Annotated in this window: 21 protein-coding genes and 1 pseudogene; 13 read left to right on the plus strand and 9 right to left on the minus strand. The window is 68.5% G+C overall.

Translation table 11 applies throughout. The features are described from left to right. The 3 genes from ACWELJ_RS10845 to ACWELJ_RS10855 all read left to right on the plus strand — a co-directional run. Window positions 1–1,073 (plus strand): FAD-binding oxidoreductase (locus tag ACWELJ_RS10845; protein ID WP_452365974.1); only part of this gene is annotated, 1,073 nt, incomplete at its 5' end. A gap of 127 nt (window positions 1,074–1,200) precedes the next feature. Next, window positions 1,201–2,076: an SPFH domain-containing protein gene (locus tag ACWELJ_RS10850; RefSeq protein ID WP_452365975.1), complete on the plus strand. Its 876-nt coding sequence runs from the start codon at window positions 1,201–1,203 to the stop codon at window positions 2,074–2,076. Then, complete coding sequence (locus tag ACWELJ_RS10855) at window positions 2,076–2,240, plus strand: hypothetical protein (protein WP_357097856.1); 165 nt, start codon at window positions 2,076–2,078, stop codon at window positions 2,238–2,240. The genes ACWELJ_RS10850 and ACWELJ_RS10855 overlap by 1 nt, the downstream gene beginning before the upstream one ends. Before the next feature lie 19 nt (window positions 2,241–2,259). Here the strand turns inward: ACWELJ_RS10855 and ACWELJ_RS10860 are convergent, their stop codons facing one another. After that, window positions 2,260–3,132 carry a class I SAM-dependent methyltransferase gene (locus ACWELJ_RS10860; protein WP_452365976.1) on the minus strand — a complete coding sequence of 291 codons (873 nt, stop codon included), beginning with the start codon at window positions 3,130–3,132 and terminating at the stop codon, window positions 2,260–2,262. A 267-nt stretch (window positions 3,133–3,399) separates the two neighbouring features. Between ACWELJ_RS10860 and rpsA the strand changes: the two genes are divergently transcribed. Beyond that, a complete protein-coding gene (gene rpsA / locus ACWELJ_RS10865) occupies window positions 3,400–4,866 on the plus strand; it encodes a 30S ribosomal protein S1 (protein WP_357285909.1) in 1,467 nt (488 codons plus the stop codon). Window positions 4,867–5,045: 179 nt separating this feature from the next. After that, window positions 5,046–6,569 (plus strand): phospholipase C, encoded by a 1,524-nt coding sequence (locus ACWELJ_RS10870; protein WP_452365977.1) that lies wholly within the window; start codon window positions 5,046–5,048, stop codon window positions 6,567–6,569. Between the two features lie 115 nt (window positions 6,570–6,684). Here the strand turns inward: ACWELJ_RS10870 and ACWELJ_RS10875 are convergent, their stop codons facing one another. Continuing rightward, a complete protein-coding gene (locus ACWELJ_RS10875) occupies window positions 6,685–6,903 on the minus strand; it encodes a hypothetical protein (RefSeq protein WP_452365978.1) in 219 nt (72 codons plus the stop codon). 293 nt (window positions 6,904–7,196) lie between these two features. Between ACWELJ_RS10875 and coaE the strand changes: the two are divergent. Continuing rightward, window positions 7,197–8,141, plus strand: a pseudogene (gene coaE / locus ACWELJ_RS10880) (dephospho-CoA kinase); the annotation flags it as partial. Between the two features lie 77 nt (window positions 8,142–8,218). Here the strand turns inward: coaE and ACWELJ_RS10885 are convergent. Continuing rightward, the gene (locus ACWELJ_RS10885; protein ID WP_452365979.1) at window positions 8,219–8,743 is read right to left on the minus strand and encodes a DUF402 domain-containing protein; all 525 of its coding nucleotides are present in this window, start codon (window positions 8,741–8,743) and stop codon (window positions 8,219–8,221) included. A 212-nt stretch (window positions 8,744–8,955) separates the two neighbouring features. On the opposite strand from ACWELJ_RS10885, the gene ACWELJ_RS10890 reads away from it, so the two are divergent. Then, window positions 8,956–9,432 (plus strand): hypothetical protein, encoded by a 477-nt coding sequence (locus tag ACWELJ_RS10890; RefSeq protein ID WP_452365980.1) that lies wholly within the window; start codon window positions 8,956–8,958, stop codon window positions 9,430–9,432. A gap of 77 nt (window positions 9,433–9,509) precedes the next feature. Here ACWELJ_RS10890 and ACWELJ_RS10895 read toward each other — a convergent pair whose 3' ends face one another. Next, the gene (locus ACWELJ_RS10895) at window positions 9,510–10,094 is read right to left on the minus strand and encodes a DUF402 domain-containing protein (protein WP_452365981.1); all 585 of its coding nucleotides are present in this window, start codon (window positions 10,092–10,094) and stop codon (window positions 9,510–9,512) included. Between the two features lie 342 nt (window positions 10,095–10,436). Between ACWELJ_RS10895 and uvrB the strand changes: the two genes are divergently transcribed. After that, window positions 10,437–12,602 carry an excinuclease ABC subunit UvrB gene (gene uvrB, locus ACWELJ_RS10900; protein ID WP_452365982.1) on the plus strand — a complete coding sequence of 722 codons (2,166 nt, stop codon included), beginning with the start codon at window positions 10,437–10,439 and terminating at the stop codon, window positions 12,600–12,602. Window positions 12,603–12,658: 56 nt separating this feature from the next. Here the strand turns inward: uvrB and ACWELJ_RS10905 are convergent, their stop codons facing one another. After that, on the minus strand, window positions 12,659–13,141 hold the full coding sequence (locus tag ACWELJ_RS10905) for a VOC family protein (protein WP_452365983.1): 483 nt from the start codon (window positions 13,139–13,141) through the stop codon (window positions 12,659–12,661). Window positions 13,142–13,197: 56 nt separating this feature from the next. On the opposite strand from ACWELJ_RS10905, the gene ACWELJ_RS10910 reads away from it, so the two are divergent. From ACWELJ_RS10910 to ACWELJ_RS10920, 3 genes are all read left to right on the plus strand, one after another. Further along, the gene (locus tag ACWELJ_RS10910) at window positions 13,198–14,061 is read left to right on the plus strand and encodes an AraC family transcriptional regulator (protein ID WP_452365984.1); all 864 of its coding nucleotides are present in this window, start codon (window positions 13,198–13,200) and stop codon (window positions 14,059–14,061) included. 89 nt (window positions 14,062–14,150) lie between these two features. After that, window positions 14,151–14,570, plus strand: coding sequence for a DoxX family protein (locus tag ACWELJ_RS10915; RefSeq protein ID WP_452365985.1), 420 nt, complete (start codon window positions 14,151–14,153; stop codon window positions 14,568–14,570). Between the two features lie 349 nt (window positions 14,571–14,919). Then, window positions 14,920–15,372 (plus strand): universal stress protein, encoded by a 453-nt coding sequence (locus ACWELJ_RS10920; RefSeq protein WP_357097823.1) that lies wholly within the window; start codon window positions 14,920–14,922, stop codon window positions 15,370–15,372. A 99-nt stretch (window positions 15,373–15,471) separates the two neighbouring features. Here the strand turns inward: ACWELJ_RS10920 and ACWELJ_RS10925 are convergent, their stop codons facing one another. Next, the gene (locus ACWELJ_RS10925; RefSeq protein ID WP_452365986.1) at window positions 15,472–17,757 is read right to left on the minus strand and encodes a HelD family protein; all 2,286 of its coding nucleotides are present in this window, start codon (window positions 17,755–17,757) and stop codon (window positions 15,472–15,474) included. A 156-nt stretch (window positions 17,758–17,913) separates the two neighbouring features. After that, entirely contained in the window at window positions 17,914–19,248 is a 1,335-nt protein-coding gene (locus ACWELJ_RS10930; protein WP_452365987.1) for a diguanylate cyclase domain-containing protein, read from the minus strand. A 176-nt stretch (window positions 19,249–19,424) separates the two neighbouring features. On the opposite strand from ACWELJ_RS10930, the gene ACWELJ_RS10935 reads away from it, so the two are divergent. Further along, window positions 19,425–20,570, plus strand: a complete 1,146-nt coding sequence (locus tag ACWELJ_RS10935) for a beta-ketoacyl synthase N-terminal-like domain-containing protein (protein ID WP_452365988.1) — start codon at window positions 19,425–19,427, stop codon at window positions 20,568–20,570. Between the two features lie 66 nt (window positions 20,571–20,636). On the opposite strand, the gene ACWELJ_RS10940 is transcribed toward ACWELJ_RS10935, so the two are convergent. Both ACWELJ_RS10940 and ACWELJ_RS10945 read right to left on the minus strand, forming a co-directional pair. Continuing rightward, window positions 20,637–22,382, minus strand: a complete 1,746-nt coding sequence (locus ACWELJ_RS10940) for a GAF domain-containing sensor histidine kinase (protein WP_452365989.1) — start codon at window positions 22,380–22,382, stop codon at window positions 20,637–20,639. Between the two features lie 71 nt (window positions 22,383–22,453). Continuing rightward, the gene (locus ACWELJ_RS10945) at window positions 22,454–23,101 is read right to left on the minus strand and encodes a response regulator transcription factor (protein ID WP_357097132.1); all 648 of its coding nucleotides are present in this window, start codon (window positions 23,099–23,101) and stop codon (window positions 22,454–22,456) included. Between the two features lie 264 nt (window positions 23,102–23,365). Here ACWELJ_RS10945 and ACWELJ_RS10950 point away from each other — a divergent pair, with 264 nt between their 5' ends. Beyond that, window positions 23,366–24,202 (plus strand): sigma 54 modulation/S30EA ribosomal C-terminal domain-containing protein, encoded by an 837-nt coding sequence (locus ACWELJ_RS10950; RefSeq protein ID WP_452365990.1) that lies wholly within the window; start codon window positions 23,366–23,368, stop codon window positions 24,200–24,202. Window positions 24,203–24,329: the final 127 nt, after the last annotated feature.

The raw sequence follows: 24,329 nt of genomic DNA on the forward strand, positions 1-24,329 counted from the left end.
GCCCGCCCGCCCGCATCGGGGCCGGCGTGCAGGCCGGGGCCTTGATCGAGGCGGCCGCCGCGCACGGCCTCGCGCCGCTGAACGGCTCCTCGTTGTCGGTCGGCGTGGTCGGCTACATCCTGGGCGGCGGGGTCGGCATCCTGGCCCGCGAATACGGTTACGCCGCAGAGCATGTGCGGGCCATCGAGATCGTCACCGCCGACGGGCGGCTGCGCACGCTCGCGCCGGGCGACGAATTGTTCGGCGCGGTGCTGGGCACCGGCGGCAACTTCGGCGTCGTCACCGCGCTGGAACTGGACCTGCTGCCCGTCACCCGGGTGTACGGCGGCCAGCTCCAGTTCGACACCGCGCGGGTGGCTCCCGCGCTGGAGGCATGGCGGCTGTGGACCCAGGACGTGCCCGAGACCCTCACCTCGGCCCTCACCATGCTGACCTTCCCCGATCTCCCGCAGCTGCCCCCGCACCTGCGCGGGCGGTACGTGGCGACCATCAATATCGCGTTCACCGGCACCGAGCAGGAGGGCGAGCGCCTCGTCGCGCCGCTGCGCGCGGTCGGCGAGCGAATGACCGACGACCTGCGGATGATGCCGTACACCGAAAGCCATGCCATCTACCGGGATCCGGATCACCCGCACGCCTACACCGCCACCAACGCGCTGCTCTCGGAGCTGCCCGCCGACGCCACCGACGCCTTCCTGGAGGTGACCGGACCCGGGGCCGCGCTGCCGACGGTGGCCGGATTCCGGCACCTGGGCGGGGCGCTGAGCCGCCCGGGGCCGAACGGCATCTCGATGGACCACCGCGACGCGCGGTACATCGCGCGGGTGCTGGCCATGCCGCGGCCGGACAACGCCGAGCAGGTGCGCGAGCAGTTGGATCTGGTGCGAAAGACGGTGGCGCCGTGGACCGTCGGCCACAACCTCAACTTCCTGTACGGCGGCGGCGACCAGGCCGACGAGGCGCAGACGCGCGCCGGGTACTCCGATGCCACCTACGACCGGCTCGCGGCGCTCAAGGCGCGGTACGACCCGGCCAACCTGTTCCGCAACAACCGCAATATCCGGCCGAATTGATCGGCCGGGACTCGTAGCCCTTGCCCCGCCGCCCCTTCGCGCGGCGGGGCGAGCTGCTGTCTCACCCTTGCCGCGTCTCGGCGGTAGCGCTATCGTCGTGATATCACTTCGATACTAGGAGAGTGTCATGGAGATGCGTCGGGCCTTCCGATTGAACGGCTTCCTCGTGCTGGGGGTCTTCATCCTGCTGGTCCTCGGAATGGTGCTGGAGTCGCACGCGCTGAGCGCCGGAGCCGAAGGGGGCGCGCGGACCGTCATCGGCATCGCGCTGGGGGTGACCATCCTCGCCGCGGTGCTCGCCGCCAGCGGATTCATCACGGTGAATCCCAACCAGGCCAAGGTGATCCAGTTCTTCGGCCGCTACATCGGCTCGGTCGGCGAGGCGGGCTTCCACTGGGTGACCCCGCTGTCCAGCCGCCGCGGCATCTCGCTGCGCATCCGCAACTTCGAGACCCAGAAGCTGAAGGTCAACGACCTCGACGGCAACCCGGTCGAGATCGCCGCCGTCGTCGTCTACCAGGTGGTCGACAGCTACAAGGCCGCCTTCGCCGTCGACGACTACGAGGACTTCGTGCGCACCCAGTCCGAGACCGCGGTCCGGCACCTGGCCACCACCCACCCGTACCAGACCGACGACGCGAGCACCTCGAGCCTGCGCGACGGCGCCGAGGTCGCGGGCGAGCTGACCGCCGAACTGCGCGCCCGCACCGAACTGGCCGGCATCGAGATCATCGAGGCCCGCATCACCCACCTCGCCTACGCGCCGGAGATCGCCCAGGCCATGCTGGTCCGCCAGCAGGCCGCGCAGGTGGTCGCCGCCCGCAGCCGCATCGTGGAAGGCGCGGTCGGTATGGTCGGCATGGCACTGGACCGGCTCGCGGAACAGGGCGTGGTCGATCTGGATGAGGAGCGCAAGGCGGCGATGGTGTCCAACCTGCTGGTCGTGCTGTGCGGGGACCGCTCCGCCGCACCCGTGGTCAACGCCGGCACCCTCTACGCCTGATGTCCGCCGCCAAACGCGAGCCGAAACGCGTGCTGCTGCGCCTGGACCCGGCCGTCCACGACGCCATCGCCAAATGGGCGGCCGACGACCTGCGCAGCATCAACGCCCAGATCGAATACGCGCTCCGGATGGCGCTGCGGCAAGCGGGCCGCGAACCCAAGTAGTCACGCCACCGGCTCGGTCTCAGCTCGCTTTCTCGGTGACGAAAATGGCTGTGCCCGGAAAGATCTCGCCGCGGAGGGGGCTCCACTGGCCCCATTCGCGGTCGAGCCATTCGGGCCAGTCGGGTTCGACGATGTCGACGAGGGTGAGGCCGGCGGCGACGATCTCGCGGACGCGGTCGCCGATGGTGCGATGGTGCTCGACATAGGTGGGCTCGCCGTCGGGACCGACCTCTACATAAGGAGTGCGGTCGAAATAGGGGATGGTGGCGCGCAGGCCGCCCGGGCCGGGATCGTCGGGGAAGATCCAGCGCATGGGGTGATTGACGGAGAAGACCCAGCGGCCGCCGGGACGCAGGACGCGGTGGACCTCGCGCATCACGCGCGCGGAGTCGGCGACGAAGGGGACCGCGCCGAAGGCCGAGCAGGCCAGGTCGAAGGATTCGTCGGCGAAGGGCAAATCCTCGGCGCCCGCCTGGATCAAGGGGACGCGGGGCCCGCCCGCCGCCATCGCGGCCAGGCCGCGGTCCAGCATGGAACGGGAGATGTCGAGGCCGACGGGGTGCGCGCCGTGCGAGGCGAGCCAGCGCGAGCAGGGCGCCGAACCGCAGCCGATCTCCAGGATCCGCTTGCCCTCGATCTCGCCCAGCAGATGCCAGTCACCCTCGTGCAACCCCTCGGGGCACCACACGAACTCACCGGCGGGGGAGTCCACGCCCAGGAAGTCGGCGTGGGTCTCGTGATAGGCGGCCGCGTCGGCGTCCCACCACTTGCGGCTGGCCCGCTGGCTGGACTCGGAATCGACCTTGGCGCGGGTCACTCCCACCGTGCCGAGCAGGGCATTGGCCTGGGCGTGCCGGACGTCGTCGGGGGTGGCAGAGTGATCTTCGGACATGGGCCAACCCTAGCGAGGATTGCGATGGGACCCATGTTTGCTTGGTACAACACCCGTCGCGTACGCTGTTTTCCGCGAGTGTCTTCTGTACCCGGTTTCTCGAGACCGCGTAGAGCAGATAATCGTGCTGTGAGTCCGCAAGCTGTCTTTGGAAGTTACAGCCACGGCAGCGTTGTGCAACGTTAGATCCATTGCCCGCTGTTCGCAGCAAAACCGAAAGTCCACATGTCCACTACCGACCACAATCCGTCCGGAGCCTCCCAACACATGCCCACCACTGTCACCTCGCCGCAGGTTGCCGTCAACGACATCGGCACTGCCGAGGACTTCCTCGCCGCCATCGACAAGACCATCAAGTACTTCAACGACGGCGATATCGTCGAAGGCACGATCGTCAAGGTCGATCGCGATGAGGTCCTTCTCGACATCGGTTACAAGACCGAAGGCGTGATCCCGTCTCGCGAACTGTCCATCAAGCACGATGTCGACCCCAATGAGGTCGTTTCCGTGGGCGATGAGGTCGAGGCCCTCGTTCTCACCAAGGAGGACAAGGAAGGCCGCCTGATCCTGTCGAAGAAGCGCGCTCAGTACGAGCGGGCTTGGGGCACGATCGAGGAGCTCAAGGAGAAGGACGAGGCCGTCAAGGGCACCGTCATCGAGGTCGTCAAGGGCGGCCTGATCCTGGACATCGGTCTGCGCGGCTTCCTCCCGGCGTCGCTGGTCGAGATGCGCCGCGTCCGCGACCTCCAGCCGTACGTCGGCAAGGAGATCGAGGCCAAGATCATCGAGCTCGACAAGAACCGCAACAACGTGGTCCTGTCGCGTCGCGCCTGGCTCGAGCAGACCCAGTCCGAGGTCCGCAGCGAGTTCCTGCACCAGCTGCAGAAGGGCCAGGTCCGCAAGGGTGTGGTCTCCTCCATCGTCAACTTCGGTGCCTTCGTGGACCTGGGTGGCGTGGACGGTCTGGTGCACGTCTCCGAGCTGTCCTGGAAGCACATCGACCACCCGTCCGAGGTTGTCGAGGTCGGCAACGAGGTCACCGTCGAGGTTCTCGACGTCGATCTCGACCGCGAGCGTGTCTCCCTGTCGCTCAAGGCGACCCAGGAAGACCCGTGGCGTCAGTTCGCCCGCACCCACGCGATCGGCCAGATCGTGCCGGGCAAGGTCACCAAGCTGGTTCCGTTCGGTGCGTTCGTGCGCGTCGAAGAGGGCATCGAGGGCCTGGTGCACATCTCCGAGCTGGCCGAGCGCCACGTCGAGGTCCCGGACCAGGTTGTCGCCGTCGGCGACGACGCCATGGTCAAGGTCATCGACATCGACCTCGAGCGTCGCCGGATCTCGCTGTCGCTGAAGCAGGCCAACGAGGACTACACCGCCGAGTTCGACCCGTCGAAGTACGGCATGGCCGACAGCTACGACGACCAGGGCAACTACATCTTCCCCGAGGGCTTCGACTCCGAGACCAACGAATGGCTCGAAGGTTTCGAGAAGCAGCGTGAGGAGTGGGAGACCCGGTACGCCGAGGCCGAGCGTCGCCACAAGATGCACACCGCTCAGATGGAGAAGATGGCGGCCGACGCCGCCGCCGAGGCCGCCAACGGTGGACCGCAGAACTACTCCTCGGAGTCCGGTTCGCAGGCTGCCGCGTCGTCCTCGGACGCTCCGGCCGGTGGCTCGCTCGCGAGCGACGCGCAGCTGGCCGCGCTGCGTGAGAAGCTGTCGGGCAACGCCTGATTCGCTGATCCGCGTTAAGCGATAACGAAAGTCCCCTGGTCCCATCGACCAGGGGACTTTCGTTTACCAGCGGTTCGCTGGGCTGTCATGATGCACAGGTTGGATACGTACTGGACGTACGACCGATCCGGGTCGCCGTCCCTTCACTGTCACTTCTAACGGGAAGGCACCACCGGAGCATGGGCGTGTTCGCCGGAGTCAACAGGCGGGAATTTCTGGCGAAAGCCATGGCGGCGGGCGGTGCGGGCGCGCTCGCGTCGGTCGCCGGACCGATCATCGAAAAGGCTTACGCCGCGGACCCGGCGGGCATGGGCGGACTCGGGGACATCGAGCACTTCGTGCTGCTCATGCAGGAGAACCGGTCCTTCGACCACTACTTCGGCACCATGTCCGGGGTGCGCGGATTCGACGACCCGTCCCCGTCCTGGAACCAGTACGGGTACACCCCCGGCATCGGCCCCACCGCGGACGGCTTCCTCAACCCGTTCCGTCTCGACACCACCCGCGGCGCCAGCCTCGACGGTGAGTGCATCAACGACCCGGACCACAGCTGGGCGGCCATGCACAAGGCGTGGAACAACGGCCGCAACGACGGCTGGATGCCCATGTCCATCGCCTCGGTCGGGCCCGGAAACGCGCCTGCCGCAATGGGTTACTACACCCAGGCCGACATCCCGGTGCACTGGGACCTGGCCAACGCCTTCACCCTGCTCGACAACTACCACTGCTCGGTGCTCGGCCCGACCGACCCCAACCGGCTGTACTGGATGTCGGCTACCATCGACCCGGAGGGCCGCAACGGCGGCCCGCTGCTCGAGACGCCGACCCTGATCCCGCAGAACGCCTACAGCTGGCGGACCATGCCGGAGAACCTCTCCGATGCCGGGGTCAGCTGGAAGATCTACAACAATCGCGATGTCGGTCCGCTGTCGTCGGTGATCTTGGACGGCATGATGGGCTGCTTCAAACAGGCCGCCGACCCGAATTCCGAACTGGCCCGGCGCGGTAAGGCCCCGGCGTATCCGCAGGACTTCGCCGCCGACGTCGCCGCCAACCAGCTGCCCGCCGTGTCCTGGGTGATCCCGTCGCTGCTGAACTGCGAACATCCCGCGCTGCCACCGGCTTTCGGCGCGGTCGGCATCATGCAGGTGCTCGACATCCTCACCTCCAACCCGGCGGTGTGGGAGAAGACCGCGCTGATCATCAGCTATGACGAGAACGGCGGCTTCTTCGATCACGTCACCCCGCCGACCGCGCCCGCGGGCACGCCGGGGGAGTACGTCACCGTGCCGATCGACAAGAAGCACGAGGGCATCACCGGGCCGATCGGCCTCGGCTATCGCGTGCCGGGCCTGGTCGTCTCGCCCTACAGCCGCGGCGGCCTGGTCGCCTCGGAGACCTTCGACCACACCTCGCAGTTGCGACTCCTGGAGCGGCGCTTCGGAGTCGACGTCCCGAACCTGACGGCGTGGCGGCGCGGCGTCACCGGTGACATGACCTCGGCCTTCGACTTCGGTTCCGGCCCCGATGCTTCCAAGCCCGTGTTCGCTCCCGCGGACCGGAAGGTCAACGACGCCATCGCGCAGTGCGGTCCGAACATCGCCCTCGGGACCGCGACCGTCGGCACTCCGTACCCGGTGCCGCCCAACTCCATGCCGCGCCAGGATCCCGGCACCCGGCGCAAGCCCAGCGGCATCGTGTAATTCCGCTGCCGCGTCAGGAGACACGCGCACAACACAGTGGCTCGGTCCGGATCGGACCGAGCCACTGCGTATGTATGTGGCGAATCAGGGAGCGGTGCTGGAGGTTCCGGCGGAATCAGCCGGCGGTCGCGGGCACCCAGCGGCGGGTGACGCCGGCCTCGGGTGATTGTTTTCGCCTGGCCGTCGCGCTGTGCCTGCCCGGGCTGAACAGCGCGGTCAGCCAGGACCGTCCGTGCTCGGCGAGAGCGGCTGCGACGGCGGGGATCTCGATGCAATGCACGGTGCCCGCCAGGCCCAGACGGTGGCGACCCGTCTGGAGGTTCTTGGTGCCCACTGATGTTCCTTCTCTTGCGTGTTAACCGGCCTGAAGATCGCCTGCGGCGAACGATAGCCGAACAAAAGTGTGAGTCACCGAATTTTGCGGGGCGTGTGCCCCGGCGTGTCGGAATGTTGCCGACAAACGGTCGGGATTGGCCGGAAAAGTTGCGAAATGATCTCACCGGCATCACGGAACGGGTAAGGACTGTGCTTGCAGGTGAAACGGCGATGCCAGGTGAGCGACTCGGACCAGGCCGACCGGGCAACCCTGGCACGCACCGGAACCGGCCGCGATGCGAGACTGGTCGAATGTTGCGAATCGGTCTCACCGGAGGCATGGGCGCGGGCAAGTCCACCGTGGCCCGCATTCTCACCGAGCGCGGAGCCGTGCTCGTGGACAGCGATGTCATCGCGCGCGAGGTGGTCGCCCCCGGCACCGAGGGCCTGGCCGCCCTGGTCGCCGCGTTCGGCGCCGACATCCTCGCCGCCGACGGCAGCCTCGACCGGCCCGCCCTGGCGGCCAAGGCCTTCGCCAGCGACGAGGCCCGCGCCACCCTCAATGGCATTACCCACCCGCTGGTGGGCAAGCGCACCGCGGAGCTCATCGCCGCCGCGCCCGTGGACGGCATTGTGGTGCAGGACATTCCGCTGCTCGTCGAGAACGGCCTGGCGCCGTTCATGAACCTGGTGGTCATCGTGGACGCCGCCGAGGAGACCCGGGTGCGCCGGCTGGTGGAGTTCCGCGGCATCGACGAGGCCGACGCCCGCGCTCGAATCGCCGCCCAGGCCACCGACGCCCAGCGCCGCGCCACCGCCGACGTTCTGCTCGACAACAATGGCGCGACCGGACTCATCGACGCCGAGGTGCACCGGCTGTGGGACGAGCGCCTGGTGCCCTTCGAACGCAATCTGCGCACCCGCACGCCCGCTGCGCGGCCGGAACTGCCCGTGGTGGAAGCGAATCCGGAGTGGCCCGCCCAGGCGCGGCGGGTGATCGCGCGTCTCGCACTGGCGTGCGCGGCCGACGCGGCGAGCATCGAGCATGTCGGGGCGACCGCCGTGGCGGGTAAGCCCGCGGCCGACGTCCTCGACATCCGGATCACGGTCGCGGCCGGGGTGGCCCCGGACGCGCTCCGGGATCGCTTGGCGGACATCGGTTTTCCGCCGGTGGCCGCGGACCGGGTGCCGGCCGCGGGCGTCGAGCTCGCGGCGGGGGAGCGGCTGCACGCCAATGCCGACCCGGGCCGTGCGGTCAACCTGATCATCGGCGCCTAGACGTCGAGAAGGGGCCGTCCGCACCTCTCGGTGCGGACGGCCCCTGGTTCCTCGGTCTACATCCAGGTGAGCGTGATGCCCTTGGACGCCAGCCAGTCCTCGAAACTGTGTCCGTGCGCGGCGATTCCGTCGATGGTGGCGGTGGCGGACTCGATGGCCTGCTGGGCCTCGGTCAGGGTCAGGTAGTCGGCGGCGTGGGCGGCCAGCAGCTCGTCCACGTCGAGTAGCTCCACCTCGCGGCCCTGGCGCACCACCAGGTCCAGGTAATGGTCCACCGACTTCCACCGCTTCGGCCCGACCTGGGCGAACTCGCCGATGTCGATGTAGTAGTCCTGGTCGCGCAGATGCGCGGGGGTGAAGTGGAAGACGGTGGCGCGCAAGGACACCGTGGGCAACAGCCAGGATTCGATGTAGTGGAACTCGGGATGGTCCGAGGTGCGGGCCATGTACAGCCCCCACGGCTCCACCTGATAGCGCTCCACCTGCCGCACGAAACCCTTGGGATCGATATTGGTGAGCTCGTCGATATTGAAGTACTCCACCTTGGGTCGGTGCAGATCCACCGCGGGCGCCCGAGTCATGCCATTCAGCATCGCCTGTCGAGCGGCGGCCGTCCAGGGGAGCGGGGGTGGCGTCGCTCGCAGATTGCTGGAATCCGGCGCGGACCGGGGCGAATATTCCGAAAACTCCATTTGAAGCGAACGTGTTTCGCTATTGTTCGGTTGCGCTGTATCGTCGCGCACGACGACCCGCCATTTCGTGGGCGGGGCCTCAACCGTAAGGGAATACCTGCATGAGCGAACAGAACACCCGTGCCCGTCGGGTCGGCATGGGCCTCACGACCTTCGGCGCGGTGGCCGGGACCATCGTCCTGGCCGCGCCCCAGGCCGGTGCGTGGCCGACCGGCCTCGAGGTTTCCGGCACCAGCCACAATGTCGGCTGCTCCTACACCCTGACCGCGTCCATCGATGTGGACCGGCTGCTGTCGGTGGCCTTCCGTGACAACGGCACCGAGCTGCCGGGCAGCCCGGTCACCCCGTCGCTGCTGAGCGGCAAGGTCACCATCAACTGGACTCCGAGCACCGCGGGCAAGCACACGCTGACCGTGACCCAGACCCTGATCTCGAAGTCGATCGACGTCGACGTGGCCCCGGCCAACCCGCTGACCAGCACCGGCAGCGTGGGCTGCGGTCTGAGCGGCGGCTCGAGCAACCTGATCCCGAGCCTGTCGGGCGGCCTGAACGGTGTGCTGCCGAGCATCTCCGGCTAGTCGGAGGGCGGAGATACCCCCAAGACCTCGCCCGGTCCGGATCCCTCCGGACCGGGCGTTGTCGTTCCGGTACCGGATCAGAGCCAGGTGAGGGTGACGCCCTTGGTGGCGAGCCAGCGGTCGACATCGTGCCCGCACGCGCCGAGGCCGTCGACCACCGCGGCGGCCCGCTCGATGGCCCGGTGGGTCTGCGCGGTGTCGAACTGCCCGGCCGCGTGCGCGGTCAGCAGGTCGTCGATGCCGAGCAGCTCGGGCGCGCGGCCCGGCCGGGCGACCACGTGCAGGTAGTGGCTCTCGGCCCGCCACCGCTTGTCCTCGCACGGCCCGTACTCGCCGATGTCGAGGTAGTGGGTCTGGGACCGATCGTGACCCGGGCGCAGGTGATACACCGTGGCGCGCAGCGACAGCTCGGGCAGCAGCCAGGATTCGACGTAGTGGTACCGCGGATTGTCCACTGTCCGTTCGATATACAGACCGAACGGTTCGGCGTGTAAACGCTCCACGGGGTGTAGAAACCCGCGATAATCGGTCCACGACAGATCCGCGAGATTGAAATACTCGAGTCTGGGGCGATGCGGGGACACCGCGGGGGTGTCATCGGTCGTCCGGTACGGGCGCGCGCCATTGGTGGAATTCCGCTGCGGCGTAAACAAACCGGTCATCGCCATGCCTTCTCTCGAATCGTGCGACCAGCGAGCTCAGAGTACACCCGGAACCGGGGATTCAAACCGCCGTGAACGGACTGAGATCTACGCGACACCGATCGTCGCGGGCGACGTGAAATCCGTTGGGGTAACGGTCAATTCAGACATTGGAAGTCCTTTACCGAAATGAGTACCGGACTAGAGAATTCGGAGCCGCGGCGCGCCTGGACGGGTGGGCTCCGCGCGGGCAGCCATCGCGCGGCGACGCGGTGATCGTGACCGGCGCCACCGGGGGTCCGCCCTCGGTGAACAGGCGAGCGGCTGAGTGTTCTTGTCGGTGGTCCGTCCTAGGCTGGTGTCATGGCTTTCGCAACCGAGATCCCGGACGACCTGCCGCTGGCCCATTCGGAGCATCGGCCCATCGGTGAGGTCGAGCGGACCGACAGCCAGTTCCAGGTGGTCAGCGAGCACGTTCCGGCCGGTGACCAGCCGGCCGCCATCGCCGAACTCGAGCGGCGCATCCGCGCGGGGGAGAAGGACGTGGTGCTGCTCGGCGCCACCGGTACCGGTAAGTCGGCGACCACGGCCTGGCTGATCGAGCGGTTGCAGCGGCCCACCCTGGTCATGGCCCCCAACAAGACCCTCGCCGCGCAGCTGGCCAACGAGCTGCGCGAGATGCTGCCCAACAACGCGGTCGAGTACTTCGTCTCGTACTACGACTACTACCAGCCCGAGGCGTACATCGCGCAGACCGATACCTATATCGAGAAGGACAGCTCGATCAACGACGACGTGGAGCGGCTGCGCCACTCGGCGACCTCGAGCCTGCTCTCGCGCCGCGACGTGGTGGTGGTCGCCTCGGTGTCGTGCATCTACGGCCTCGGCACGCCGCAGTCCTACCTGGACCGGTCGGTGCAGCTGGAGGTCGGCACCGAGATCGACCGGGATCGGCTGCTGCGCCTGCTGGTGGACGTGCAATACACCCGCAACGACATGTCGTTCACCCGCGGCAGTTTCCGGGTGCGCGGCGACACCGTCGAAATCATTCCCTCGTACGAGGAATTGGCGGTGCGCATCGAATTCTTCGGCGACGAGATCGAGGCGCTCTACTATCTGCATCCGCTGACCGGTGACGTGGTGCGCCAGGTGGATATGGTCCGGATTTTCCCGGCCACCCATTATGTGGCGGGTCCCGAGCGTATGGAGCGCGCGGTGCGCGACATCGAGGCCGAACTCGAGACGCGGCTGGCGGATTTGGAGAAGCAGGGCAAACTGCTGGAGGCGCAGCGGCTTCGGATGCGCACCCAATACGACCTGGAGATGATCAAGCAGGTCGGTTTCTGTTCGGGTATCGAGAACTATTCGCGGCATATCGACGGGCGGCCCGCGGGTTCGGCGCCGGCGACCCTGCTGGATTACTTCCCCGAGGATTTCCTGCTCGTCATCGACGAATCGCACGTGACCGTGCCGCAGATCGGCGGCATGTACGAGGGCGACATGTCGCGCAAGCGCAACCTGGTCGAGTACGGCTTCCGGCTGCCGTCGGCGGTGGACAACCGGCCGCTCACCTGGGAGGAGTTCGCCGAGCGGATCGGGCAGGCGGTGTACCTGTCAGCCACCCCCGGCCCGTACGAATTGGGGCAGACCGGCGGCGAATTCGTCGAACAGGTGATCCGCCCGACCGGTCTGGTGGACCCGCACGTGGTGGTCAAGCCGACCAAGGGACAGATCGACGATCTGGTGCACGAGATCCGGCTGCGGACCGAACGCGACGAACGCGTCCTGGTCACCACCCTGACCAAGAAGATGGCCGAGGACCTCACCGACTACCTGCTCGGGCTCGGGGTGCGGGTGCGCTATCTGCACTCCGAGATCGACACCCTGCGCCGCGTCGAATTGCTGCGGCAGTTGCGTCTGGGCGAATACGACGTACTGGTCGGCATCAACCTGCTGCGCGAGGGCCTGGACCTGCCCGAGGTCTCACTGGTCGCCATTCTGGACGCCGACAAGGAAGGCTTCCTGCGCTCGTCGACCAGTCTCATCCAGACCATCGGCCGCGCGGCGCGCAATGTGTCCGGGGAGGTCCACATGTACGCGGACAAGATCACCGACTCCATGCGCCACGCCATCGACGAGACCGAGCGCCGCCGGGCCAAGCAGGTCGCCTACAACGAAGAGCGCGGCATCGATCCGAAACCGTTGCGCAAGAAGATCGCCGACATTCTGGATCAGGTGTACCGCGAGGCCGAGGAGACCGAGGTCGAGGTGGGCGGCTCGGGCCGCAATGCCAGCCGCGGCCGTCGCGCCCAGGGCGAACCCGGGCGGGCGGTGAGCGCGGGCGTCTACGAGGGTCGCGACGTGGCGAACATGCCGCGCGCCGAACTCGCCGACCTGATCAAGGACATGACCGCGCAGATGATGAACGCGGCCCGCGAGCTGCAGTTCGAGCTCGCCGGTCGCCTCCGCGACGAGATCGCCGACCTGAAGAAGGAACTGCGCGGCATGGACGCCGCCGGATTGTCGTGAGGCGGAACACCTTCGGCGGCACGGGTTGCCAAGTGCCGGCGGCTCCGAGCCGTCCGCTAAAGGCCCGGAGAGGCGGCACTAGCCATCCACTCGTCGACCCGGCGTTCGGCCTCTTCGCGGGAGACGTCCTCGACGCGCGTCATGACGATCCAGCGGTGGCCGAAGGGGTCCATGACGCGGCCGTAGCGGTCACCGGTGACGAAGGTCTGCGGCTCAGAGACGAAGCGGGCGCCGTGCTCGGTGGCCAGCTTCGAGACCGCGTCCACGTCGGGGCAGTAGTGCACGACGCTGGTGTGGACCCAGTCGTCGGCGGGGGCGCGCAGGCCCTCGTCGGGAATGGGCATGCCCACCTGGATGGTGGAGTCGCCGATCAGCAGTTCGGCGTGCGCGGCCTGGCCGTCGGGAAGATCGTTGCGGCTCAGCACTTTCGCACCGAACACGGCGCGGTAGAAGTCGATGGCCGCATTGGCGTCGGGGACGGCCAGGAAGCAGGTGATGGAGTGGTAGTCCTGTGGGATCGGATGCACCGTTTCGCTCATGGTCACTACCTTCCTCGGCGCGGCCGCGATGGTCTTGTAAGAAGGCGACAGGGGCGATGACCAGCGCCGGCAATCACGAAAACCGGTTCGGGCCACGGCCGGTGCCGCCGCCGGAGACGGCCAAGGGCATCCTGCGGCCGCGCCAGCAGAACGCCGCCAACAACCACGCCCGCCTGCCCGCGGGCGAGCGGGTGTCGCGCTATGTCGAGTGGTACTGGGCGGTCCGCTGGGACCGCCGCGGTGAGCCGCCGTTCTACGCCGAGGTGCTGCCGTACCCGTGCGTGAACCTGACCTTCGAGCGCACCCACGAGCGCACCGGCGCCTTCGTCACCGGGGTGTGGACCACCAAGTACGTGCGCGAATTGGCCGGGGCGGGTGAGACGTTCGGGGTGAAGTTCCGGGCGGGCGGCTTCGGCGCGTTCACGGGCCTGGATGTGGGCGCGCTGAGCGACACCTCGGTCCCGGCGGCCGAGATCTTCCCCGCCGCGGACGCCTTGGCCGAGGCCGTGCTCGCCACCGAGGACGCGCTGATCCGCCGCGATCTGATCGAGGACTTCCTGGTGACGGCCCAGGGCGAGGAGGGTGACCAGAGCGCCTACCGCCAGGTCCTGCTGATCATCGAGGCCATGGAGCATGATCGTGATCTGACCCGGGTGGACCAGGTCACCGAGCGTTTCGGTATCCCGATCCGCACCCTGCAGCGGTTGTTCCGCCGCTACGTCGGCGGGAGCCCGAAGTGGGTGCTGCGCCGGTATCGGCTGCAGGACGGCGCGCATCTGCTGGCCGAGGGCCGCACGTCCGACCTCGCCGCCCTGGCTCTCGACCTGGGCTATTTCGATCAGGCGCACTTCTCCAACGAGTTCGCCAAGGAGATCGGAATGGCTCCGCTCGAATACGCCCGCATCTCGCTACCATCCTGACAAACTGGCTGGTACGGGAATACCGGTGAATCTGATGAAGTTGGTTGCCATGTCATCCAATGGCGTATCGATCATCGAAGGAGCGGGCCATGGACGTGCTGGTTTTGATCGGACGGATCCTGTTCGCGTTTCTCTTCCTCGGCTCGGGTTTCGGGCATCTGGCGCAGCGTGCGTCGATGGCGCAATACGCGCAGTTCAAGGGGATTCCGATGCCCACGCTGGCGGTCCCGGCCTCGGGCGTGCTGCTGCTGGCCGGCGGGCTGAGCGTGCTGCTGGGCGTCTGGGCCGACCTCGGCGCACTGCTGCTGATCCTGTTCCTGGTGCCGACCGCCTTCCTGATGCACGCGTTCTGGAAGGAGACCGATCCCGAGGCCAAGCAGGGCGAGATGGTGCACTTCAACAAGGACATCGCGCTGGCGGGCGCGTCGCTCATGCTGTTCGCCTTCTTCGCCCACACCGGCCACGATCTCGGATTGACGCTCACCGGACCGCTTTTCAGCCTCTCCTAGGAAATCCGCGGCGACCGGCAAAACGAAGTCACTGTTTCCCGGGCCGTTCGTTGTGACGTGACACAACGAACGGCCCGCGGACATTTCGGGCTTGTGACGAATCTCCCAGGCGTGCAAGGCTGTTGACATTGTGTGTTCCGCGTCGCGGTGGCCGGGAAATATGCTGGTAGCCGGGGCCCTGTTCGGAGCGTGCCGGGAATGTCACAGTCGCTGATCCCGCCACGCGGTGTGATGTGTTGCGATATCGAATATTTCCGCCGGTTATGCCGCTATTGTCAGGCGAAGTTGCCGCGGTGAAAACCCCACTGTCGAGGAATCCGCGGCCCCGACCCTTGTACTTGGAGGAGAAATGACCGCCTACCGGACGATCGTCGTCGGTACCGATGGCTCGGACTCGTCGTACGTCGCCGTCGAGCGGGCCGCGGCTCTGGCCGGCGACGAGGGCGCCACGCTGTACATCGCCTGCGCCTACTTCCCGACCGACGACCGCGATGTCGCCGCGGCCGCGGACGTGCTGAAGGACGAGGCCTACCAGGTGCGCGGCTCCGCGCCCACCAGTGAGATCCTGCGCGTCGCCCGCGACAAGGCCGTCGCCCTGGGCGCGGTGAACGTCGTGGAGAAGCCTGTCGTCGGCGAGCCGGTCGAGTCGCTGCTGGACCTGGTGAAGGACGTGGAGGCCGACCTGCTGGTCGTCGGTAACCGCGGCCTCAACACCCTGGCCGGTCGCCTGCTCGGCTCGGTGCCCTCGGACGTGGCCCGCAAGTCGCGCTGTGACGTGCTGATCGTGCACACCGTGCGCTGATCCCACCCGCGTGACCGGGGGCCGTGGCCCCCGTGATTCGGACGAAGAAGAAGCGGCCGAGCCCGATCCGGGCTCGGCCGCTTCGCTGTTCACGGCGGGTCAGGACAGCCGGCGCAGGACCTCCGGCAGGTCCTCGGTGTGCACGACCGCCAGCCGCTGGGTGGCGCGGGTCAGCGCCACGTACAGGTCGTTGAGGCCGCGCGGCGATTCGCTCAGGATCCGGTGCGGTTCCACGAGGACGACCGCGTCGAATTCCAGGCCCTTCACGTCATGGACGGTGAGCACCCGCGTCGAATCATCGGACAGGTGAGCCAGTTCGGCGGCCAGGTCGTGCGGCACGATGACCGCGGTGGTGCCGGGATGCTCGGCCTCGGCCGCGATCAGCCGCTTGACCTCGTCGGCCAGCTCGCCCACGGTCACCCGGGTCGCGGCGGGCGCGAAACCGGCGTCGCGCACCGAGCGCGGCGCGGGCGCGGCCGGATCGATGGCGGCCAGCACGTCGGCGGCCACCGCCATGATCTCCGAGGGCGTGCGGTAGTTGACGGTCAGCTCGGTGAGCTTCCAGCGTTTGGCCACATACGGTTCCAGCACTTGCTGCCACGACGACGCGCCCGCCGGATCGCCGGTCTGGGCGACGTCGCCGACCGCGGTGATCCACCGATTCGGGATGCGGCGCATGACCATCCGCCACGCCATGGCCGAAAGTTCCTGCGCCTCATCGACGATGACGTGACCGTAGGTCCAGGTGCGGTCCCCGGCGGCGCGTTCGGCGGTGGTCTGGCGGGTGCGGACCTGCTGGCGCTCGGCGAGCTGGGAGGCGTCGATGAGGTCGTAGGCCATGAGCAGTTCGGGATCGAGGTCGTCCTCGAGATCCTGTGGCGCGGAACCGGTCAGGATGTCGAGGGCGTCCTGCGCCTCGGCGAGCTGGGCACGCCAGCGGCGGCGGGCGCGTTCGCGTTCCTCGCTGTCGTCGATGCCGAGCAGTTCGGCCAGTTCGTCGAGCAGCGGCGCGTCGGCGTCGCTGAACTCGCCGCTGTCGGAGCGGTGCAGTTCGGCCCGATCGGCCGCGCTGAGTCCGCCGGCGGCGTTGGCCAGGCGCTTGGGGTCGGCCCACAGCCCGCCCAGCACCTCCTGCGGGGTGAGGATGGGCCACAGTCCGGCGATGGCGCGCTGGATCTCGGCATCGGCGCGCATCTCGTCGCGGATCTCGGTGAGATCGGTCTGGCTCAACAGGTTTCGCCCGCCCAGCGGGTTGGAGCCGATGGCGGCGGCGAGCTGATCGGTGAGCGCGTCCACGACCGCGGCGGCGAAGATGGGCCGAGCCAGGTTGTGCGGGCGGCGCGAGGAGCGGGCCCGGCCGCGGGCCTTGGTGACGATCTTGCGGTCGAGTTCGAGCTGATGCCCGTCGAAGTAGAGCGGGATGGTCTCGCGCGGCACGTCCTGCCAGTCGCGCACCGCCTTCTTGAGCACCTCGAGCATGTCGAGGGAACCCTTGAGTTCCCCGGCGCGCAGCGAATCCTCCAGTGTCGCTTGCACTCCCGGATACAGATTGCCGACGGTGGACAGCAGCACCCCGGTCTCGCCGAGCGAGGGCAGCACCTGACCGATGTAGTCGAGGAAGGTGGAGTTCGGGCCGATGATCAGCACACCGGCCTTGTCCAGCTGCTGGCGGTAGGTGTAGAGCAGGTAGGCGGCGCGGTGCAGCGCCACCGCGGTCTTGCCGGTGCCGGGACCGCCCTGCACCACCAGCACGCTCTTGTGCTCGGAGCGGATGATCGCGTCCTGCTCGCTCTGAATGGTCTCGACGATGTCGTTCATGTGCCCGGTGCGGGCGGCGTTGAGGGCGGCCAGCAGCGCGCTCTCGCTGCCGACGCCGCCGTCACCGCCGATCGCGCCCGCGGCCTGAGCGGCCTCCAGGCTCAGGTACTCGTCGTTGACCCCGGTGACCTGGCGGTTGCGGGAGCGGATGTGGCGCCGCCGGGTCACCCCGTCGGGGGCGGCGGTCGTGGCCAGATAGAACGGCCGGGCCAGGGGAGCGCGCCAGTCCAGCAGCAGTGTCTCGTAGTCGGCGCTCTCGTCGAGGATGCCGATGCGGCCGATGTAGCGGTTCTCGCCGTCGCCGTCGTTCTCGCCCGGGGCGATGTCGATGCGGCCGAAGCACAGGCCGTGCTCGGCGGCGTCGTACTTGGACAGATCCTCGGAGTAGAGCTGGGTGAACGACTCGCGCTCACTGCGGGCCTGCGGGGTGCCACCGGTTTCCAGGAGCACGGTGCGCAGCCGCCGCTGGGCGTAGGCGCGCATGCCGTCGAGCTGTTCGTAGAGCTTCGTGAGGTACTGCTGCTCGCGTTCCAGGTCCGGGGATGCCGCGTCAGCGGAATCGGGCACAGAACGCTCCTCGGTGAGGTCGGGCAAGACGGAACTCCTTGTTCACCACGCCGCCGTGCGGGACGGCGCGCGAAGCATCGAGAACAGAGTTGTCGAGTCTAGTGCGCCTTGCTTGCCCGCGCCGTATCGCCAGGTGACGAGGCGTGGGTGACCGGGTTACGAGGCGTGGGTGCTGTCGGTGCGATGCGCCAGCGCGGCGTTCTGGTGGTTGAGCGGCTTGACCCGGTACATGGCCAGGTCGGCGTCGTGCAGCACGGCCTCGGGCGTGCGGGTGTCACCGGCGTGCAGGTGGGTGACGCCGATGGAGGCGTCGACCTGGATCCGGTGCCCGCGCGCGATGATCGGCTCGGAGGTCGCGTGCCGCAGCCGGGCGATGAGGGCGTCCAGATCGTCGCCGAGGGTGCGCCCGGACAGCAGCACCAGGAATTCGTCGCCGCCGATGCGGCCCACCACGTCGTCGGAGCGCAGCCCGCGCTGCAGCCGTTGCGCCACGATCTGCAGCACGGTGTCGCCGATGGCGTGGCCGAGGGTGTCGTTGATGGTCTTGAACCCGTCCAGGTCGACGAACAGCACGCTCGACACCGGCAGCGTCTCGGTCGTGCCCAGCGCCGCCGCCAGCCGCGACAGCACCAGCGACCGGTTGGCCAGTCCGGTGAGCGGATCGTGGGTGGCCTGGTACTCCAATTGCCTGCGGCTGGCCCGGAATTCGGTGATGTCGTTGAACGAGGACACCGCCGGGGAGTTCGGGTCCCGGGGGTTGAGCAGGCGGCTGTTGGCCGAGAGCCAGCGCCGCTGTCCGTCGGGCCGGTCCAGCCCGAACACGAACCGCGTCACGTCCTCGCCGGTGGCCAGGGTGCGGATGACCGGATACCAGGTCGAGGGCATGGGCTGGGCGTTCGCGTCGAGCAGGCACAGCGGCAGGTCGTCGATGTGGGTGCCGATCAGGTCCTCGGCGTCGTAGCCGAAGATGCGGCGCGCGGCCGGGTTCGCGGATTCGATGCGGCCGTCGCGGTCGATCACCACCACGCCCTCCTCGAGTTGCGACACCACGGAGGTGAAGAACTGCTCGGCGCGCCGCTGCGCGGCCTCGGCGCGGCGCTGCGGGGTGAGGTCGTGCACGACGACCTGATAGGCCAGGTGGTCGTGCCAGGCGGTCAGCACCGATACGGTCTCGACCTCCACCGACCGCCCGTCGCAGCGCAGCAGGGTCATCTCGGTGGGGTCGGAGGCGGTGCCGGCGATGGTGAGGCGGCGGATGCGGTCGAGCATGGGCGCCACCGACGGCGGCGCGACGAAATCGGTGACCGGCCGGCCGATGACGTCCTCGGGTTCGGGGGCCGCGAGCATGCGCAGCAGGGCCGGATTGGCGTAGACGATGGTTCCGCGTTCGTGGACCACGATGCCGTCCGGGCTGTAGTCGACCAGTGACCGGTAGCGCTGGGCCAGCTGTTCGGCATCGGACGGGAGGTTTGCCTGTTCGTTACCCACCATGTCGTACACCCCCTGATCGTCAGTGCGGAACACGTCGATGGAGCACGCCACCATTCTGTTATCTAAAAATTTGCTGGTGCAGCTTGCCGACCGTATTGAATGAATTACCGGAGAGGAGTAACGCAATGCCTGGCACTATCCCCGTCCCGATTGCCGACGGTCAGCATCAAGATCATATGACGATTGCCGGTATCGGTGCCGTGACCGGGTACGGCTGGGGCCGAGAAACCCTCTGGGAGGGTTTGCTGAGCGGCAAGTCCGCGGCCCGGCTACATCCAGGGTACGGGCCCGGACGCGATCGGCACGGGTGGGTTTCCCGCGTGCCGGACGGCGGCGATCCGGACCTGCCGCCGAGTCGCTACCTGCGCGCGACCCTGGACTCCGCCCGCGAAGCGGTCACCGACGCCCGCGCCCGCGGCTGGCGGCCCGGCCGGACCGTCGGACTGCTGCACGCGATCGTGCTCGGCAACCTCGACGAATGGCAGGACTTCTTCACCGTCGATCACGGACAGCGGCGCTCGCGCGACTATCTGCGGCTGATCCCCTCGACCCCGGTGTCGATGCTGATGAGCGAGTTCGGTTTCCACGGCCCGGCCATGAATGTCAGCGCCGCCTGCTCCTCGCTGAACGCGGCTCTGGTCACCGCGCGATTATGGATCGACCACGGCATGGCCGACGACGTGCTGGTGGTGGCCACCGATCTGTCGGCCTCCCCGGACATGGTGCAGGCCTTCGTGAATCTGGGCGCCGCGGTCTTCGACGCCGATCCGCTCGAGGCGTGCCGGCCGTTCCAGGAGGGCAGCCGCGGTTTCGTCTTCGGCGAGGCGTCGATCGCGATGCTGCTGACCCGCGACGCCGACCGCCCGTACGCGGCGGTGCTGGGCGGGGCGATGTCCAGCGACGGGTACCACGTCATCTCGGTGGAGCCGTCGTACGAGCAGATCTTCGACTGCGTGCACCGCGCCCTCGCCGCGGCCGGCGTGAGCCCCGAGCAGATCGCCTGCCTCAATGCCCACGCCTCCGGCACCGCCCAGTGCGACGCGGCCGAAACCGCGCTGCTGGCCCAGATTTTCGACGATCGCCCGCAGGTGACGGCGCTCAAACCGCTGGCCGGGCACTGCCAGGCCGCCTCGGCCGGGATCGAGGTGGCCGCCGCGGCCATGGGCTACGAGCGCGGGCTGCTGGTGTCCGCGCCGATCGTGGCGCCCGCGCATGCCCGCCTGCTGGACGGCGTGCAGCCGGGCATCGGCGGCCTCACCCTGAAGACCGCACTCGGCATGGGCGGCAACAACAGTGCGGTGGTGCTCGGTCCCGCCGGGTGACGGCGATCGGTGCGGCGTGACGGCGGTCAGTGCAGGGTGACGGCGGTGGGTGCAGAGTGACGGCGGTCAGTGCAGCGGCACCGACCAGTGCAGTTTGGTTCCGGTGGTGGTGGGGTCCTCGTCGTCGCCGTTGGCGTTGCGGCGCGGATATACCGCCAGCCGCCCGCCCGACTGTTCGGCGCGCCGCGCCAGATTGGTGAGTCCGCTCGGCGTGATCGAGTCCGGGATCCCGCGGCCGTTGTCGGCGACCACGATGGTGAGATCGTCGGCCACCCCGATGTCGATGGTGATGGTGTCGGCCCCCGAATGCCGGACCGCGTTCGAGACGGCCTCGCGCACAACGGCTTCCGCGTGATCGGCGAGCGCCGGCTCGACCACCGACAGCGGGCCGGTGATGTGCATGAGCGCCCGGATGTCGGTGGCGCTGGTCTGCTGTTTGACCGCGCGCTCGATGCGCTGGCGCAGCCGGGTGCTGTGCCCGTCGCCGCCGTGCAGGTCGAAGATCGAGGTGCGGATCTCCTCCACCACGTCCTGCAGATCGTTGATCGCGTCCGCGAGCCGGCGTTGCACTTCGGGAACCCGGGCGCGCGGCACCGTGCCCTGCAGCGCCAGCCCGATGGCGAACAGCCGCTGGATGACGTGGTCGTGCAGGTCGCGGGCGATGCGGTCGCGGTCGGTGAGGATGTCGAGTTCGCGCATGCGCCGCTGCGCCACCGCCAGCTGCATGGCCAGCGCGGCCTGATCGGTGAAGGCGGCGATCAGCTCCACCAATTCGTCGGAGTAGGGCGCGGATTCGGCCGAGCGCAGCGTGATCAGCACGCCCAGGGTGGAATCGGGGGTGTGCAGCGGCAGCACCAGGGCCGGGCCGATATCGGCGATCGGGGTGCCCAGGTCGATGTGGCGGCCGTCGTCGAAGCGCAGCGGGGTGCGGGTGGTGAGGGCTTGGCCGACCGCGGTCTCGATGGTGCGCACCGCGTGCCCGGCGGGCGGCTCGCCCGGCCCGGACCACTGCGCGACCACCAGCTCGGTGACCTTCTCGGGTGCTTCGTCGGGATCGGCGACCACGGCCAGCAGCGCCTGCTGGGAGGCGGTGAGTTCGCGCGCGTGCGCGACCACGTGCGCGAGCACCTTGCTGGGTTCGGTGTCGGCGAGGAATTCGGTGGCGATGTCGCGGGTGGCCTCGATCCAGGCCTGGCGGGTGCGGGCCTGTTCGTAGAGCCGGGCATTGTCGACGGCGATACCGGCCGCGGCCGCGAGCGCCTGCAGCAGCACCTCGTCGTCCTCGGTGAAGGGGTGCCCGCCGGATTTCTCGGCGAGATACAGGTTTCCGAAGATCTCGCCGCGAATGCGCACCGGCATGCCCAGCAGGGTGCGCATGACCGGATGGTGTTCGGGGAAGCCGACGGCGACCGGATGGCGGGTCAGGTCGTCCAGGCGCAGCGGTTCGGGCTTGTCGAGCAGGAGCCCGAGCACGCCGTGGCTCTCGGGCATCGCGCCGATCTTGACCCGGGTCTGCTCGTCGATGCCGTGGAAGATGAACTGGCTGGGCTGCTGTTCGTGCCCGAGCACCGCCAGCGCCCCGTAGCGGGCGTCGACCAGGATGGTGGCGGCGCGCACGATGGTGCTCAGCGTCTGGTCCAGGTCCAGGCCGGAGGTGACCAGCAACATCGCCTCGACCAGCCCGTCGATCCGATCGCGGGCGTCGATGATCTGTTCGACTCGGTCCTTGACCTCGGTGAGCAACTCGCGTAATCGCAGCTGCGACAGCGTTTCACGCACCGAGTAAGGGCCGGTGCGGGGAGTGTCGTGCATGTGTGTCCTGCGGTCCGGCGGATACGCCACGTCAGCGCGATTCTATGCGCGCCGCGGTTGCCGCGCGGTTGTCATGCCGAACGTGGTTGTCCCGTACGCAATTTCGATGCCAGCACGGCCGCCTGGGTGCGGCGTTCCATGCCGAGTTTGGCCAGCAGGCGCGAGACGTAGTTCTTGACCGTCTTCTCCGCCAGGAACATCCGTTCGGCGATCTGCCGGTTGGTCAGGCCGTCGCCGAGCAGGTCGAGCAGCTTGCGTTCCTGATCGGTCAAACCGGCCAGCGGGCCGTCGAATTCGGTGCTGCGCCGCAGCCGGGCCATGAGGGCGGCCGCCGCGCGATTGTCCAGCAGCGAGCGGCCCGCGCCCACCTCCTTGATCGCCTTGGCCAGCTCCATGCCCTTGATGTCCTTGACCACGTAGCCGCTGGCGCCGGCCAGGATGGCGTCCATCATGGCCTGCTCGTCGGTGTAGGAGGTGAGGATCAGGCAGCGCAGATCGTCGATGTCGGCCAGCAGGTCCCGGCACAGTTCGATGCCGTTGCCGTCGGGCAGGCGCACGTCGAGCACCGCCACGTCGGGGCGCAGCGCCGGGATCCGGGCCAGCGCCTGGGCGACGTCCCCGGCCTCGCCGACCACGGTCAGCTCGGGGTCCTCCTCCAGTAGATCGGTCAGACCGCGGCGGACGATCTCGTGATCGTCGACCAGGAAGACTTTGATCACGACGGCCTCCAGGATGTCGGTGCAGCGCGGTCGGTTCGCGCGCGCGTGCGCGAACGATCCCGGCCAACGTAACGCGTGGCGCGGCAACGGGATACCGCCGAAGGTCCCTAATTTCCGAGCGAATCGGCGGCCCCGAGATCTTTTGTCGGAGACTTTTCCCCGAAAGTGGTCTGGTTTGGGACCTTCGGCACTGTCGGGCCCGACTGACCTGTGTTGCCATGGAGTTCGGTTGCCGGGTCGGATACAGGGAGAGCGGGGTCGGCTATGGGCGCGTTCGATGTGTGGTCGAGTGGAATCGATCCGGATTTCGTGGTGACCACGCACGGGCCCGTCCCGTCGGGGGAGGTGACCCGGGTGGTGCGCGGACTGGGCCGGGTATTGCGCCGCCACGGGGTCGACGGGCCGGTGCGGGCACGCCTGCACTGGCCCGATCCCGACGACGGCGACCCGGAGGACGGCACCACCCTGGTGCAGGCGAGTGTCCGAGCGCTGGGGAAGGCGTTCCGGGTACAGGTCGCCGGGCCGGGGCGGTTCGCCGCCACCTTCGCACTGGAACGTCTCGATCTGCGGCTGGGCTGCCCGCCGGACGAATTGTCCCGGCCCTGGCCGGATCCCGCGCGGCCGTCGCTGTCCGCGGTCACCGAAGTCCGCCCGATCGTGCGGCGCAAGGACTGCCGACTACAGGTGGCCACGCCCGCGGCGGCGGCACGGGTGCTCGACGCCATGGACTACGACGCGCACCTGTTCATCGACGCCGACACCGGATCCGAGGCGGTGGTCTGCTGGACCGGGCCGCTCGGGGTGCGCACGCTGGGCCGTCCGCGCGACGGCGTGCCCGTGCTGCTCGAGGACGAGGCGGTGGCCCGGCTGTGCCTGGGCGGGCTGCCGTACCTGTTCTTCATCGACGCCGACGTCCGCCGCGGACGGCTGCTCTACCGCCGCTTCGACGGCGACCTGGCCCTGGTCACCGCGGCCGGGTCCGAGGATCGCGCCCGCGATCGGGAGCGGGCGCGGCAGCCGCGGGTGATCTCGAGCTGTGTGCGCCGCGCGCTGCCCAGCGCGGCCGGGACCGCCGGCGCGATCACCGAGCGCTCGGCCTGAGCCGCTGCGGGCGACATCACCCTCGGTGGTCGCAATAAACACACTGTGACCAGCGTTTCAACCCGCGTATCCACACTTGTCGGTGGGTGCCCCTAGCATGGCGTCGGGGGTATGTCTGGATGCCGGA

Source organism: Nocardia sp. NPDC004582 (assembly GCF_053602115.1).

What these genes read in the sequence shown, in the direction of transcription:
- ACWELJ_RS10855 (WP_357097856.1), top strand. Translation starts at nt 2,076, where the DNA reads ATGTCCGCCGCCAAACGCGAGCCGAAACGCGTGCTGCTGCGCCTGGAC.
- ACWELJ_RS10890 (WP_452365980.1), top strand. Translation starts at nt 8,956, where the DNA reads ATGAGCGAACAGAACACCCGTGCCCGTCGGGTCGGCATGGGCCTCACG.
- ACWELJ_RS10895 (WP_452365981.1), bottom strand. Translation starts at nt 10,094, where the DNA reads ATGACCGGTTTGTTTACGCCGCAGCGGAATTCCACCAATGGCGCGCGC.
- ACWELJ_RS10860 (WP_452365976.1), bottom strand. Translation starts at nt 3,132, where the DNA reads ATGTCCGAAGATCACTCTGCCACCCCCGACGACGTCCGGCACGCCCAG.
- uvrB (WP_452365982.1), top strand. Translation starts at nt 10,437, where the DNA reads ATGGCTTTCGCAACCGAGATCCCGGACGACCTGCCGCTGGCCCATTCG.
- ACWELJ_RS10935 (WP_452365988.1), top strand. Translation starts at nt 19,425, where the DNA reads ATGACGATTGCCGGTATCGGTGCCGTGACCGGGTACGGCTGGGGCCGA.
- ACWELJ_RS10910 (WP_452365984.1), top strand. Translation starts at nt 13,198, where the DNA reads ATGACCAGCGCCGGCAATCACGAAAACCGGTTCGGGCCACGGCCGGTG.
- ACWELJ_RS10870 (WP_452365977.1), top strand. Translation starts at nt 5,046, where the DNA reads ATGGGCGTGTTCGCCGGAGTCAACAGGCGGGAATTTCTGGCGAAAGCC.
- ACWELJ_RS10950 (WP_452365990.1), top strand. Translation starts at nt 23,366, where the DNA reads ATGGGCGCGTTCGATGTGTGGTCGAGTGGAATCGATCCGGATTTCGTG.
- rpsA (WP_357285909.1), top strand. Translation starts at nt 3,400, where the DNA reads ATGCCCACCACTGTCACCTCGCCGCAGGTTGCCGTCAACGACATCGGC.
- ACWELJ_RS10920 (WP_357097823.1), top strand. Translation starts at nt 14,920, where the DNA reads ATGACCGCCTACCGGACGATCGTCGTCGGTACCGATGGCTCGGACTCG.
- ACWELJ_RS10930 (WP_452365987.1), bottom strand. Translation starts at nt 19,248, where the DNA reads ATGGTGGGTAACGAACAGGCAAACCTCCCGTCCGATGCCGAACAGCTG.
- ACWELJ_RS10940 (WP_452365989.1), bottom strand. Translation starts at nt 22,382, where the DNA reads ATGCACGACACTCCCCGCACCGGCCCTTACTCGGTGCGTGAAACGCTG.
- ACWELJ_RS10885 (WP_452365979.1), bottom strand. Translation starts at nt 8,743, where the DNA reads ATGACTCGGGCGCCCGCGGTGGATCTGCACCGACCCAAGGTGGAGTAC.
- ACWELJ_RS10850 (WP_452365975.1), top strand. Translation starts at nt 1,201, where the DNA reads ATGGAGATGCGTCGGGCCTTCCGATTGAACGGCTTCCTCGTGCTGGGG.
- ACWELJ_RS10905 (WP_452365983.1), bottom strand. Translation starts at nt 13,141, where the DNA reads ATGAGCGAAACGGTGCATCCGATCCCACAGGACTACCACTCCATCACC.
- ACWELJ_RS10915 (WP_452365985.1), top strand. Translation starts at nt 14,151, where the DNA reads ATGGACGTGCTGGTTTTGATCGGACGGATCCTGTTCGCGTTTCTCTTC.